Source organism: Bradyrhizobium sp. SZCCHNRI3043 (assembly GCF_032377735.1).
Lineage (GTDB): Bacteria > Pseudomonadota > Alphaproteobacteria > Rhizobiales > Xanthobacteraceae > Bradyrhizobium.
Window position 1 is genome coordinate 996,721 of the sequence record NZ_JAUHID010000001.1, and the last position, 12,595, is coordinate 1,009,315.

Consider the following 12,595-nt stretch of genomic DNA (forward strand, 5'->3'; position numbering starts at 1 on the left):
CATGACCAAGCCCTATCTGGTGCATGACGCCGATCGACAGGAGCAGGACGAGGCTGAGTTGACGCCGGTCGGTTTCGACTTCATCCCGTTGTCCGATCCTGACATCACGACGGCGGAGATCGCCGCCGTGGAGGCGACTTTGCGGTCGCCGCGGCTGTCCTGCGGTCCGCTCGTCGAGGAATTCGAAGCGGCATTCGCGGCCTATCTCGGCCGCAAATATGCCATCGCGGTGCCGAGCGGGACGCTGGGCCTGGTGCTCGTCCTCAAGGCTATGGGGATCGGCCCCGGCGACGAGGTGATCGCGTCGTCCTATTCGTTCCGCGAGGTCGCGCACGCGATCAGTATCGTCGGCGCTAAGCCGGTCTTCGTCGATATCGACTACTATTCGGGCACGCTGGCGCCAAGCAAGATCGGGGCGCGCCTCACTGAGAAGACCAAGGCAATCCTGGCCGGCAACACCAACGGGCATCCGGCCAAATGGTCGGAGCTGCAGGCGATCGCCAAGGCGCACAATCTGCCCCTGATCGAGGATTCGACCGAGGCGATCGGCTCGAAATATCAGGGCGCGCTGGTCGGCACCTTCGGCGTCGCGTCGGTGTTCGACTTCTCGCAGCCTTTTGCATTGACCTGCGGTGAGGGCGGCATGGTCGTCACGGATGACGTCGACATTGCGGTCGCCGTACGTCGCCACCGCTTGCACCGGCTGGACGAGCGCGGTTCGGTCGTGGTCAGCAGCAGCCCGTCCCACCAGGCTGTCATGAGCGACGTGACGGCGGCGCTGGGCCTCGCACAGCTGAGGCGAGTCGACGAGATCCTCGAACGCCGCAAGCTGATCGAGCAGATCTATTATAGCCAAGTGCAATCGTTCGAGGGAATCAAGGATCCCTATGTCGGGCCTGATGTCACCGACGTGAACTGGTTCCTGTATCAGGTGCATCTGGGCACGCGGTTCTCGAAGTCGAGCCGCGATTCGATCGTCGAGGATCTCAGGGTCGAACAGGTCGAGGCGATCGCTTATTCCAATCCGCTGCATCTGCAACGACACTATTTCAACATGGGCTATCGGCGGGGCGACTATCTCGTGACCGAGAAGGTCGCCGATCGCGTCGTAGCCCTGCCGTTCCACGTCCACCTGACCACGGACCAGATCGCCTTCATCGTGGCGACCATGAAGGACGCATCGGTCAATGTCGGAGCGGGCGCGGCGATCTACTGACGAGTTCTGATCTCAAACTGGAAGAGGAGAATCCAAGTGGCGACATTGACGGTAATGCCATCAGGCAAGACGATCGAGGTGGGCGAGGGCACCACCATTCTCGCGGCGCTGCTCGGCGCCGAGGTCGACATCCAGCACAAATGCGAGGGCCAGGCGAAGTGCGGCTCCTGTCACATCTTTCTGCAGGAGGGACGCAAGGGCGTGTCGAAGGTCTCCAAGCTGGAGAACGAGAAGCTCGACACCATCGTCGGCGTCGGCTCGAAATCCCGGCTCGCGTGCCAGGCGACCATCCTGGGCACCGAGAACGTCAAGATCGAGTTGCTCGGCTTTGGCTCGGGTCTGTAACAGGAGGATCAGATGGACAATGTGACGCTCCATGTCCGCTTTGCCAATGACGGCACGGTGGCTGAAATCAGCGAGCGGCCGGTCGGCCTGACGCCGCAGCAATGGTTCGACAAGTTGAGTGAGGCGATCGGAATGAAGGCCTATCAGACCTTCGCCGGCGGTCGCGGCGTGTTTAAGGTGGCGCGCGACCAGATCGAGGCCTTGAAGACCGCAGCCGTGTCGTGACGGCTGCACTGCGGACTCATGCTTGAAGCGGCTGCGTAATGACGGATACAGGGCGGGATTGCCGGTTCTTCGTCTCGTATACGGGCATCAAGCTGCCGCTGCGGCTGGTCACGGCGATCGCGCCGGAGCAGCTGTCGAACCGCAACACCTTCATCCGCGGCTATTTCGATGCCGCGGGTGCGCTCACCGGATTCGAAAAGATCGTCTATGGTGAGATCGAGCTCACGCATCGCTACAGCTACCATGCCAATGGGGCGCTGAGCCGGGCCGAGATCGTGATGCTCGACGAGGATCCGGTGACGCTCAATTTCGACGAGAACGGCGTCCCTGTCGCTGGACAGGCCGCTGCGTGAGGAGGAGGGATCGTGACCGTCGCCAAGCTGATCGAGGCTCTTGCCAGCATGCCGAAGGACGCTATCGTGTTGATGGACAACGGCGGCGGATTGTCGCGTGTCGATACGTTGGAGCTTGTGGACGAGCAGGGACCCGGCGCCCCGGCTGAGGTCATCCTGCAGCCGAGCTTGGACGAGTAGAGACAGGAACGGCCGGATGGCGGACGCTGGGACTTCAGAGACTGGAACTCCGGGCGCAGGGCCGGTCGCGACCCCCTATGAGCGGATCGGCGGTGCCGTCGTGGTCGACCGTCTCGTCGAATCCTTCTACCATCGAATGGATACTTTGCCCGATGCCAAGGGCATCCGCGCCATGCACGGCAGCAATCTCGGGCCTATCAAGCACATCCTGAAGCGCTATCTCTCCGAATGGCTTGGCGGCCCCAAGCTGTACTCGCCCGAGAAAGGCCATCCGCGGCTGCGCCAGCGTCACATGGGCTTCGCCATCGGCAATGCCGAGCGCGACGCCTGGCTGCTGTGCATGCGCGGCGCGCTCGAGGAGACGGTGACCGACGTCCAGGCGCGGCACGACGTCGACGCCGCCATGACGAAGCTCGCCGACTGGATGCGCAACCAGGCCGGCAACCCGCACGATGCTCGCGCCGCGCGGCCATAGGCCTGCGGTTGCGTCATTGCGAGGAGCAAGGCGACGAAGCAATCCAGAATCGTCGTGTTGCGCTAGATTGCTTCGCTGCGCTCGCAATGACGGAGACTGCGCGGCGCGTAGGGTAGGCAAAGCGAAGCGTGCCCACCGCGACTCCATCAGCCGATGATAGCCGATGGAATGGTGGGCACGGCGAGCTTCGGGCAAGCCTAGCAATTGCCGCCGGTGGCGCCTTTGCCCACCCTACGGCTCTGGAAGGGCCGAGCTAATACAATGGCACGCCGAAGAAGGTCTCGTCGTCGCCGCCCCAGGCGCGGTGCAGCGCCAGGGCGTTCTGCCATTGCATCATCTCGACCTCGCTGGCATTGCGATGCGTGATTCTGCCGTCCGGCACCTCGGCAAGCAGAAAAGGCTTGCCGTTGCGGATGAAGCGGTTGAGATCCTTGGTGTCGTTGGGGCGCACGACGCAACGTGGCCGCTCGTCGATCAGGATGGTGGTCGGCAGCATCGCGGTGCTCTCACTCCATCGGATTGTCAATCGGCCAGCGGTCCCATGTCGTCGTCGGCTTTCTTCTTCTTTTTCTTGTCGGTCTTGGCGAGCGCATAGGCGCCGGCGTTCTTCAGCGTGATCGGCGGCTGCCCGACGACATATTGCGAGATCCACGCCAGGGTCCGGTCATGTGCCAGCGCAGCTGCAGATTCATCATAGGTCTCGCCGTCACCGTCGAACGCATGCGCGGCATTCGGATAGGAGAACGCGCTGACCTCGGGATGATAGGCGCGGAACATGGTCACCTCCGCGAACGGCACGACGATGTCGGCCTCGCCGAAATGGAGCAGCGTCGGAATCTTGCGCTTGGCGCCGGCCGCGTTGACGACACCGGTCGCGTAGTAGCTCACTGCGCAGGCCACGCCGGAGACGCGGTTGGCCGCGTCATAGGCGAGACCGCCCCCGGCGCCGAAGCCGACCACCGCCACCTTGCCGCATTCCTTGACGCTGTCGACCGTTGACTGGATCTCGGCGAGCAGCGGCGCTGCCGGGTCCGGCACGGTCTTGGCCGGCTCGCCCTCCGTTGCCGCGTCGATCGCCGCAGGAGGCGACAGCTCCGGCGCAATCACGACATATCCGCTGGCTGCAAAGGCATCGGCGACCTTGCGCAGCTTGCCGGCAGCGCCGGTGCCATCCGGCAGGACGACGATCGCCCCCTTCGGCGCATCGGCTGGATCGGCACGAAACGCCTGGAAGGTATGGCCGTCGCTGGCGGTCAGCTTGATCGTGCTCTCCGTAGGCATGTGATGCTCCTGCTCCTGTTGGCGCGGCTCGCGCGCGTTACAACAAACCCAACTCCAGCGCGGTCTCTTCGGACATGCGCGACTTGTCCCATGGCGGCTCGAACACGAGCGCGACTTTCACCGACGCGACGCCGTCGACGGCCTGTACGGCGTCCTCCACCATGCGGACGATCTCGCTCGCGACCGGGCAGCCAGGCGCCGTCAGGGTCATGTCGATCTCGACGACGCCGCCGCCCTCGTGCGCGATTCGATAGACCAGACCGAGATCGTAGACGTTCACCGGAATTTCCGGGTCGTAGACCGTCCGCAACGCGGCAATCACGCTCTCGGCGGCATTCCGGGAGCCGCTCGCTACGGCGTTCTGTGCCGGGGAAGGAGAGAGCGGGGCGTGCATCGTCATCATGCGTTGGTTCCTCTCATGATCCTGGTTCGCACCGGGGGATGGTCGTTGGAATTCGTGTCATGTTCGCTTTGCTCATGCTTGGCGTTGCCTCAATCCGAACCGAGCCCCTCGGCCAGCGCGGCGACGACCGGCCATCCGACGGCTCCGGCGGGATCCAGTCGCCGCAGCGCCGTGAGCATTTCGGCAGCACCCTCGGAATCAGTCTTGCGCAGATGAATGAAGGCGAGTGCCTTCAGTGTGTAGAGCGCGAAGCGGCCGGCGCCATCCGGCAGCGGATCATGCGGCGTCCAGTGCCGCCAATCACGTGGCCAGCCGGCTTGGCGCGCCGCTTCCGCAAGGCCCAGCTCGGCGACCGCCTCTGCCTCGTCGAGATGGCCTTGATAGGTGTGAATCTTGTACAGACAGAAGTAGGTCGGCAGCTGCTGCGGAGCGGTCGCCAGCGCCTGGCGAAACAGCCGGTCCGCCTGCGCGTGGTCGCGGCGGTACGCCGCCACGCCCTGTTGCAGCAGCGCATCGATCTCCTGCGGCAGATCGCCGAAGTTGATCGTGTCGGGTTCGCTGACGAGTTCGAGCATCTGCATTGACCTCGATCAAATCACTGCAAGACGCGGACCGTTTTCGAGCGGGTGCAGCGGCGCCAGAGTCGGTACAAGGCGGGTGGAAGAACGGGCCGATGTTGGATTTTGAACGCGGCCTCTTCGCTGCCCCGTGGCTGATGTAGCAAAGACGACGCAACGCGGGCGGTTTGGCCTGGGCAAGTCGTCAGATGCCGACGAGCCGGCGATTGCCGCCCGCAAATGACTGGTTCGGAGCTTGCATGAGGCCTTCATCAATCCAGCGGGAGTGGCAGCGATGGCGATGGCAGCAACGGATATCGAGCGTCTGATCAAGGAGGCGTTCCCGGATGCCGTCGTCCTGATCGAGGATCTGGCAGGCGATGGCGACCATTATTCGGCGCGCGTCACCTCACAGGCTTTCGTTGGAAAGAGCCGGGTGCAACAGCATCAGATGGTCTATTCGGCTCTCAAGGGCCAGATGGGCGGCGTACTGCATGCGCTGGCGCTCGAGACGTCATTGCCGAAGTGATCGTTGCGATCCGGCTGATCGGTCGCATTCAGGGAAAGGATCCAGTCTATGTCGACATCCGAACGCATTCAGAAGCTGATCGACAGCAATGATGTCGTGCTGTTCATGAAGGGCGTGCCGGCCGCGCCGCAATGCGGCTTCTCCGCCGCGGTGGCGCAGATCCTGGCCAAGCTGGACGTGGCTTACGAGAGCGTCAACGTGCTCGCCGATCCCTTCATTCGCGAGGGCATCAAGGAGTTCTCCAACTGGCCGACCATTCCGCAGCTTTATGTGAAGGGCGAATTCGTCGGCGGCTGCGACATCGTGCGCGAGATGTTCCAGGCCGGTGAGCTCGCGACGCTGCTCGCCGACAAGGGTATCAAGGCGCCTGCGTCATGAGCGATTCTGATGTTGCCGAGGCGGATGATTCATTCGAGATTCCGCAGCTCTACAAATACCACGCCTTCGTCTGCCTGACGCAGCGTCCGCCCGGACATCCGCGCGGCAGCTGCGGCGCGCTCGGCGTACAGCCGCTGTGGGATCGGCTGACCAAGACCATCGAGGCGCAGCGGCTGACGGACATCGGCGTCACCGCGGCCGGCTGCTTCGGCTTCTGCAGCGCGGGACCGATGATGGTGGTCTATCCAGACGGCGTCTGGTATCGGCCGACCAGGCCCGAGGATATCGACGAGATCGTCGAATCCCACTTCAAGCAGGGCAAGCGCGTCGATCGCCTGGTCATGGTGTTGAAGCGCTGAGCTTGCAGAACGGAGCCGCTCAACGCGGCTCCGGACAAGGTGTCGACCCCTCCGGACGCGTGCAGCCCTGGACATCGTCCAGATCGTCGCCCTGCCGGAGCAGCGAGATCACGGGTTCACGATCGAAGCCGGCGCAGCACCGGCCGCCGGCTTCGATCAATGGCCGACGGATTAGCAGCGGATCCTCGAGCATCAGGTCGATCGCTGCGACGGCTTCGATTGTCTCTGGCTCGATCTCTCCCGATTTCACGCGCGGCGAGGCTGGATTGAACCAGCTCCAGACGGGCGTCCCGGCGAAATACGCCCGCAGCCGCTCGCCGGTCCAGGGCTCGGTCAAGAGATTCCTGGCGACGACATCGTGGCCGGCGCGCGCCAGCATCAGCTTCTGCCGGGCGTTGGTGCCGCAGCCCGGCTTCTCATAGAAGACGACGGTCGTCACGTCAGGCGCCGCCGAGCTGGACCAGCTGCGCGCCGCCGGCGCGGCCGAGAATGGTGTCGACCTTCTTGCGCACCGACTCGATCGTGAGCGGCTTGACCACGGCGCCATGCGCGCCGGCCTTGAGACCTTCGATCGCGATCGCCTCGTCGGCCTTGGCGGTCACGATCAGAATCCGCACGCCTTTGAACTTCGCCAGGATCTCGCGGACGAGCTCGGGGCCGCGTTGCTTCAAGAAGGAAACCCCGAGCAGCACCACGTTCGGTGCCAGCCAATCGACGCCCTTCTCATACGCCTCCTCTGGCGTCGCCAATTCATGTGTCTCGATTTCATCGTGCAACATGAACTGCAGGGCCGCGCGCGTGATCTCGTCGTCATCGATCACGAACACGCGCCGCTGGTCCACCGCCTTGGCCGTTTCCACTCCGATCTGCATTGCATCCTCCTCAACGTTGTCAGCGTCTGTGCCGCAGGGCTGCGGAGGGGGATCTAGCAAATCTCGTTCCGGGTCCTGCACGGCTGAAACGGCGCAGCCGTTGTGTCGTTTCAGACAGGGCTGCGTGTCGTCGCATCTTGCGAAGCATTCCGATGTCGGGTTTGCAACAACCCGCAATCGCGTCCGGATTGCTCGGCATCTCCTTTGAAACATGATCGTTTTGGCGCTGTGCGCGTGCTGGCACAGCGGTTGCAAAACTGCGCTCAGGCAATGGTTGAGGGCTGAGTGCACGCCGACGCTTCGGACGAGCGATGCTCTCCTTCCCAACAACCCGTCTGCCGGTTCGGACACAAAGAGGACGCGGTCACGCTCTGCTGCAAGCGGGCGCGACATAGGCAATCGGTTGATGGAGAGCAGAATGTCATCACTGCGACAAATCGCATTCTACGGCAAAGGCGGCATCGGCAAGTCGACGACGTCGCAAAATACCCTGGCCGCGCTGGCCGAGATGGGTCACCGGATCCTGATCGTCGGCTGCGATCCGAAAGCGGATTCGACCCGCCTGATCCTGCACGCCAAGGCGCAGGACACCATCCTGAGCCTGGCCGCTGCCGCCGGCAGCGTCGAGGACCTCGAGATCGAAGAGGTCATGAAGGTCGGCTATCGCGACATCCGTTGCGTCGAGTCCGGTGGTCCGGAGCCGGGCGTCGGCTGCGCCGGCCGCGGCGTCATCACCTCGATCAACTTCCTGGAAGAGAACGGCGCCTATGAGGACATCGACTACGTGTCCTACGACGTGCTCGGCGACGTGGTCTGCGGCGGCTTCGCGATGCCGATCCGCGAGAACAAGGCGCAGGAGATCTACATCGTGATGTCCGGCGAGATGATGGCGATGTATGCCGCCAACAACATCTCCAAGGGCATTCTGAAGTATGCCAACTCCGGCGGCGTGCGCCTGGGCGGCCTGGTCTGCAACGAGCGCCAGACCGACAAGGAGCTGGAGCTGGCGGAGGCTCTGGCGAAGAAGCTCGGCACCCAGCTGATCTACTTCGTGCCGCGCGACAACATCGTGCAGCACGCCGAGCTGCGCCGCATGACCGTGCTGGAATATGCGCCGGACTCGGTTCAGGCCGGCCACTACCGCTCGCTGGCCCAGAAGATCCACGTCAACGCCGGCAAGGGCATCATCCCGACCCCGATCACGATGGACGAGCTCGAAGACATGCTGATGGAGCACGGCATCATGAAGGCCGTCGACGAGAGCCAAATCGGAAAGACTGCCGCCGATCTCGCCGCAACGGCTTAAGCAGTCTTGGTACCGGCCTTCCTCCCGTCGGAAGGCCGGTACCTCATCGCATGTCCCGCCGGCAGGCGGCAGGGGATCACGCTATGACGATCGCAATCGTGGGCGTCTCGGAGTCCGTTGCCGCTGGCCTGCAACCGTCGCCGCGCAACGGCTCCTTCGAAGAGGACAGGCGGCACCACGGCCGCCAGATTTACCGCCTGCTGACCGGCGTCGATCCCGACGATGCGCTGATCGACAGCGACATCGGTTTCGATCGTCACGTCATCGCATCGATCCTCGCCGTTTCAGCGATGGAGCATGGCGCGCTGGCGGAGCGAGCGGGGCTTTCGACCGTCGAGCTGATCGCACTGCTGGCGCAGCTGTTTCCTGCAGCCTCGATCGACTCCTCATGGCTGCCGATCGCCGGGGCCGTGGCCGCGCCGGACGACGACGAGATCGGGATGGTGCGCGATCTGCTCGCTGCGCAGCGCTCCACGGACGGCGAGGTCGGCCGTTGGCTCGCAGCCATGGTGGCGCGTCGCGCGATGGAGCCCAACCATCTCTGGGAAGACCTGGGCCTGCGCGAGCGCTCCGAGCTGTCGCGGCTCCTGACGCGCCATTTCGCGCCGCTCGCAAGCCGCAACACCAAGAACATGCGCTGGAAGCGCTTCTTCTACCGCATGCTGTGCGAGGACGATGGCTTCGTGATGTGCACGACGCCAGTCTGCACCCAGTGCAACGATTTCGCGCTCTGTTTCGGCGAGGAGAGCGGCGAGAGCCGGATGGCCGAGCGGCGACGCGAGGTGGCGCTGCAGGAGGCGGCGGGCGCCGCGATGTGAGTTCGAGGACCGTGACGATGTTGATGGACAGCCAGCTTCGATCCCCGTGCAACTCCGACGGCGGACCTTGTCCCCAGGCAGAGACCTGCGAAGCTGGCGAGATCCTGATGCGTCGATGCGAGGACGCGCTGCGTCGGGCCGGGTTGCGTCCCACCCAGCAGCGTCAGCAACTGAGCCGGATTCTGTTCGGCAGCGGTGACCGCCACATCACCGCCGATGCGCTCTATGGCGCCGCCGTCGCCACCGGCATGAAGATCTCGCAGGCCACCATCTACAACACGCTCAATCAGTTCGTGGAGCTCGGGCTACTGCGGCAGATCGGCGTGGACGGCTCGAAATCGTTCTTCGACACCAATACGACCGTCCATCCGCACTTCTTCTATGAGGACGAAGGCGAACTCGTCGATGTGCCCGAGCATGTCGCGTTTGAGCAGCTGCCGGAGCCGCTGCCGGGCTATCGCATGGAGCGGATTGACATCGTCATCCATCTGCGCCGCAGGCGCCACGCCTGACGGCAGCGCAGGTCGCCGCGGCTTGGCGCTGGGCGACCGAGTCACTTCACCTCGACGTCTGATTCCCGACCCTGTTACGAATCCGACAATCCGTTTTCGCGCAAAAAGTGAAGTAAATTCAATTGATTAGATTCTGGTCCGACGGTGGCATGGCCGTTGCTGAGTGAATTGCTGGCCGTGATGGAGCGTCGTGCTTCTGGCGGCCGCACACAGGTTGCGACGGAGCGAGTGAATGCCAGACGTCTCCGGACAGCGCGGGCCCAGGAATGCCCGAGAGGCCGGCTCTGCCCACGGGGGCACGGTCTCGGGGAGCCCGATGCCCCGGGTCATCCTGAACGATACCACGCTCCGCGACGGCGAGCAGGCGCCGGGCGTCGCCTTCGCCCTCGGAGAGAAGGTCGCGATCGCCCGTGCGCTTGCCCGTGCCGGCGTTCCCGAGATCGAGGCCGGCACCCCGGCGATGGGGGCCGACGAGATTGCTGCGATCAGGGCGATCGTCGAGGCCGGTCTGCCCGCGACCATCATCGGCTGGTGCCGGATGCGCGAGGCGGATGTCGATGCGGCGATCGCGGCCGGCGTCTCGATGGTGAATGTCTCCATCCCGACATCCGATGTGCAGATCGCCGCCAAGCTCGGTGGCAGCCGCAGCGCCGCGTTGGAGCTGCTCAAGCGCGTGGTCGGCCATGCGCGGAGCCGCGGACTGGCCGTTGCCGTCGGCGGTGAGGATTCGTCGCGCGCCGATGTCGGCTTTCTCGCCGAGGTGATCGCGACCGCGAAGTCGCTCGGCGCCCGGCGCTTCCGCGTTGCCGATACCCTGAGCGTGCTCGATCCCGAGGCGACGTCGGCGCTGGTCGGCGCCTTGCGAGCGACCACGGACCTGGAGATCGAGTTTCACGGCCATGATGATCTCGGTCTTGCCACCGCCAACACGCTGGCGGCGGTCAAGGCGGGCGCGACCCATGCGTCGGTCACCGTGATCGGCCTCGGCGAGCGCGCCGGAAATGCTCCGCTGGAGGAGGTCGCGGTCGCGCTGCGGCAGCTCTACCGGCGCGAGACCGGCATCGTGCTGGCCGAACTCGATCACGTCGCCAATGTCGTGGCGGCCGCCGCGGCGCGCGCCATTCCACTCAACAAGGCCATTGTCGGCGAGCACGTCTTCACCCATGAATCCGGCATTCACGTCGACGGGCTGCTGAAGGATCAGCGCACCTATCAGGCCCTCGATCCGGGACTGTTCGGCCGCTCCAACCGGATCGTGATCGGGAAGCATTCCGGGCTGTCGGCGATCACCTCGCTGCTGTCGGATCTACGCCTGCCGGCGAGCGTCGACCAGGCCCAGCGCATCCTGGCGCGCGTGCGCAGGCATGCCGTCACTCACAAGGGGCCAGTGCCGAAAGAGGCCGTTGCGGCCATCTGGCGCGAAGTCTGCGATCACCCGCTGGCGAGCTTTGCCTGATCATGAGCGACATCGTCGACACACCCATTGCAAAGCCGATCGTCGCCGAGCTGAGCCGGCCCTCGCTGCTCCGCCTGATCCGCGAGGACATTGCGTGTGTCCGCTCGCGCGATCCGGCGGCGCGCAGCGAAATCGAGACGCTGCTGACCTATCCCGGCATTCACGCGCTGATCTGGCACCGCCTGGCGCATCGGCTGTGGATTCGCGGCTGGCGTTTTCCGGCACGCTTGTTGTCGTGGCTCGGACGTTTCCTGTCGAATGTCGATATCCACCCGGGCGCGGAGATCGGGCGCCGCTTCTTCATCGACCACGGCGCCTGCGTCGTGATCGGCGAGACGGCAGAGGTCGGCGACGACGTCACGCTCTATCACGGCGTCACCCTGGGCGGCACGTCGTGGTCGCCGGGCAAGCGGCATCCGACGCTGGAAAGCGGCGTCGTCGTCGGCGCCGGCGCCAAGATCCTCGGACCGATCACGATCGGACCGCGCACCCGCGTCGGTGCCAACTCCGTCGTCATTCAGAGCACGCCGCCCGATGTCACCGTGGTCGGCATCCCCGCCAAGGTGGTGCGGCCGGAGTTTACCCATCGTCGAACCGTCGGACGCATCGACCTGGATCATCATTTGATGCCTGATCCGGTCGGTGAGGCACTTTCCGTGATGCTGGACCGGATCGAATTCCTCGAAGCGCAGCTCGCTCACATCAGGCAAAAGATGCGCCAGGGACCGCCGCCTCCGGCGCCGACCTCTTTCTGCGAGGTTGATCCGATTTTGAGCCAAGGAGCAAAGCAATGACTGCGGCATCGCCGAACGTTCTGGACGAACTGAAGAAGACCTCCGCCGCCGAGGAGTTCTTCAAGCTGCTCGGTGTCGACTACGATCCCAAGGTGCTCAACGTCTGCCGGCTGCATGTCCTCCGGCGAATGGGGCAGTATCTCGTCAGCGAGGACTTCTCCGACGTTTCCAACGAGGATGTCGCAGCCCGCTGCAAGTCGTTCCTGGAGCAGGCCTATCAGGACTTCCTCGTCTCCACGCCGCTCGATCAGCGGGTGTTCAAGGTGCTCAAGGAGGCGGTGGCGCCGCCGAAACCGGCTCCAAAGCCGTTCGTGTCACTGACGACGCTCAAGTAACGGACGAACTGACGATCACTCCTACGAGCGCCGCCAGCACGACTGGCGGCGCTTCTGCTTTCAGGCGAGCCGTGCGCTTTCAAGCTCCTGTCGCATTCCCGACGCGTGTTGCTTGCGACGTGTCGGGCCTTGGCGGCGAGTTCTCAGCAACAGAGATCAGGTTCATGCGCCAAGGTGTTGAATCCGTGCCGATAATCATTG

Annotated in this window: 21 protein-coding genes; 15 read left to right on the plus strand and 6 right to left on the minus strand. The window is 64.3% G+C overall.

Annotated elements, in window-relative coordinates; all coding sequences use genetic code 11:
• Position 1: 1 nt before the first annotated feature.
• Genes QX124_RS04715 through QX124_RS04740 form a run of 6 tightly spaced genes read left to right on the plus strand, consistent with a single transcriptional unit; the run spans position 2 to position 2,794 of the window.
• Positions 2-1,216, plus strand: a complete 1,215-nt coding sequence (locus tag QX124_RS04715) for a DegT/DnrJ/EryC1/StrS family aminotransferase (RefSeq protein WP_315785938.1) — start codon at positions 2-4, stop codon at positions 1,214-1,216.
• Positions 1,217-1,252: 36 nt separating this feature from the next.
• Complete coding sequence (locus tag QX124_RS04720) at positions 1,253-1,561, plus strand: 2Fe-2S iron-sulfur cluster-binding protein (RefSeq protein ID WP_315740974.1); 309 nt, start codon at positions 1,253-1,255, stop codon at positions 1,559-1,561.
• A gap of 12 nt (positions 1,562-1,573) precedes the next feature.
• Positions 1,574-1,786 (plus strand): hypothetical protein, encoded by a 213-nt coding sequence (locus tag QX124_RS04725; RefSeq protein ID WP_284423618.1) that lies wholly within the window; start codon positions 1,574-1,576, stop codon positions 1,784-1,786.
• Between the two features lie 38 nt (positions 1,787-1,824).
• A complete protein-coding gene (locus QX124_RS04730) occupies positions 1,825-2,139 on the plus strand; it encodes a DUF6156 family protein (RefSeq protein ID WP_315796480.1) in 315 nt (104 codons plus the stop codon).
• 12 nt (positions 2,140-2,151) lie between these two features.
• Complete coding sequence (locus tag QX124_RS04735; protein ID WP_315796482.1) at positions 2,152-2,319, plus strand: hypothetical protein; 168 nt, start codon at positions 2,152-2,154, stop codon at positions 2,317-2,319.
• A 16-nt stretch (positions 2,320-2,335) separates the two neighbouring features.
• Positions 2,336-2,794, plus strand: coding sequence for a group II truncated hemoglobin (locus QX124_RS04740; protein ID WP_315796484.1), 459 nt, complete (start codon positions 2,336-2,338; stop codon positions 2,792-2,794).
• Positions 2,795-3,047: 253 nt separating this feature from the next.
• On the opposite strand, the gene QX124_RS04745 is transcribed toward QX124_RS04740, so the two are convergent.
• The 4 genes from QX124_RS04745 to QX124_RS04760 form a co-directional block, all read right to left on the minus strand.
• Positions 3,048-3,290 (minus strand): hypothetical protein, encoded by a 243-nt coding sequence (locus QX124_RS04745; protein ID WP_315752858.1) that lies wholly within the window; start codon positions 3,288-3,290, stop codon positions 3,048-3,050.
• A 26-nt stretch (positions 3,291-3,316) separates the two neighbouring features.
• Entirely contained in the window at positions 3,317-4,075 is a 759-nt protein-coding gene (locus QX124_RS04750) for a dienelactone hydrolase family protein (RefSeq protein ID WP_315796485.1), read from the minus strand.
• Positions 4,076-4,112: 37 nt separating this feature from the next.
• Positions 4,113-4,475 carry an iron-sulfur cluster assembly protein gene (locus QX124_RS04755; RefSeq protein ID WP_315796622.1) on the minus strand — a complete coding sequence of 121 codons (363 nt, stop codon included), beginning with the start codon at positions 4,473-4,475 and terminating at the stop codon, positions 4,113-4,115.
• A gap of 92 nt (positions 4,476-4,567) precedes the next feature.
• A complete protein-coding gene (locus tag QX124_RS04760) occupies positions 4,568-5,059 on the minus strand; it encodes a hypothetical protein (protein ID WP_315796486.1) in 492 nt (163 codons plus the stop codon).
• Between the two features lie 271 nt (positions 5,060-5,330).
• On the opposite strand from QX124_RS04760, the gene QX124_RS04765 reads away from it, so the two are divergent.
• The 3 genes from QX124_RS04765 to QX124_RS04775 are packed head-to-tail and all read left to right on the plus strand — an operon-like array spanning position 5,331 to position 6,301.
• Positions 5,331-5,564 (plus strand): BolA family transcriptional regulator, encoded by a 234-nt coding sequence (locus tag QX124_RS04765; RefSeq protein ID WP_315740981.1) that lies wholly within the window; start codon positions 5,331-5,333, stop codon positions 5,562-5,564.
• A 48-nt stretch (positions 5,565-5,612) separates the two neighbouring features.
• The gene (grxD, locus tag QX124_RS04770; protein ID WP_315756206.1) at positions 5,613-5,942 is read left to right on the plus strand and encodes a Grx4 family monothiol glutaredoxin; all 330 of its coding nucleotides are present in this window, start codon (positions 5,613-5,615) and stop codon (positions 5,940-5,942) included.
• The gene (locus QX124_RS04775; RefSeq protein WP_315785926.1) at positions 5,939-6,301 is read left to right on the plus strand and encodes a (2Fe-2S) ferredoxin domain-containing protein; all 363 of its coding nucleotides are present in this window, start codon (positions 5,939-5,941) and stop codon (positions 6,299-6,301) included. The genes grxD and QX124_RS04775 overlap by 4 nt, the downstream gene beginning before the upstream one ends.
• 19 nt (positions 6,302-6,320) lie before the next feature.
• Here the strand turns inward: QX124_RS04775 and QX124_RS04780 are convergent, their stop codons facing one another.
• Both QX124_RS04780 and QX124_RS04785 read right to left on the minus strand, forming a co-directional pair.
• Positions 6,321-6,848 (minus strand): ArsC/Spx/MgsR family protein, encoded by a 528-nt coding sequence (locus QX124_RS04780; protein WP_409997657.1) that lies wholly within the window; start codon positions 6,846-6,848, stop codon positions 6,321-6,323.
• The gene (locus QX124_RS04785) at positions 6,742-7,173 is read right to left on the minus strand and encodes a response regulator transcription factor (RefSeq protein ID WP_315741025.1); all 432 of its coding nucleotides are present in this window, start codon (positions 7,171-7,173) and stop codon (positions 6,742-6,744) included. The genes QX124_RS04780 and QX124_RS04785 overlap by 107 nt, the downstream gene beginning before the upstream one ends.
• A gap of 418 nt (positions 7,174-7,591) precedes the next feature.
• On the opposite strand from QX124_RS04785, the gene nifH reads away from it, so the two are divergent.
• The 6 genes from nifH (at position 7,592) to nifW (ending at position 12,394) form a co-directional block, all read left to right on the plus strand.
• On the plus strand, positions 7,592-8,479 hold the full coding sequence (gene nifH, locus QX124_RS04790) for a nitrogenase iron protein (RefSeq protein ID WP_315756203.1): 888 nt from the start codon (positions 7,592-7,594) through the stop codon (positions 8,477-8,479).
• An 83-nt stretch (positions 8,480-8,562) separates the two neighbouring features.
• The gene (locus tag QX124_RS04795; RefSeq protein WP_315796488.1) at positions 8,563-9,297 is read left to right on the plus strand and encodes a nitrogen fixation protein NifQ; all 735 of its coding nucleotides are present in this window, start codon (positions 8,563-8,565) and stop codon (positions 9,295-9,297) included.
• A 17-nt stretch (positions 9,298-9,314) separates the two neighbouring features.
• Positions 9,315-9,809, plus strand: a complete 495-nt coding sequence (gene irr / locus QX124_RS04800; RefSeq protein ID WP_315756201.1) for a Fur family transcriptional regulator Irr — start codon at positions 9,315-9,317, stop codon at positions 9,807-9,809.
• A gap of 316 nt (positions 9,810-10,125) precedes the next feature.
• A complete protein-coding gene (nifV, locus tag QX124_RS04805; RefSeq protein WP_315796490.1) occupies positions 10,126-11,265 on the plus strand; it encodes a homocitrate synthase in 1,140 nt (379 codons plus the stop codon).
• A 2-nt stretch (positions 11,266-11,267) separates the two neighbouring features.
• Positions 11,268-12,059, plus strand: a complete 792-nt coding sequence (gene cysE / locus QX124_RS04810) for a serine O-acetyltransferase (protein WP_315796492.1) — start codon at positions 11,268-11,270, stop codon at positions 12,057-12,059.
• Complete coding sequence (gene nifW / locus QX124_RS04815) at positions 12,056-12,394, plus strand: nitrogenase stabilizing/protective protein NifW (RefSeq protein WP_315796493.1); 339 nt, start codon at positions 12,056-12,058, stop codon at positions 12,392-12,394. The genes cysE and nifW overlap by 4 nt, the downstream gene beginning before the upstream one ends.
• Positions 12,395-12,595: the final 201 nt, after the last annotated feature.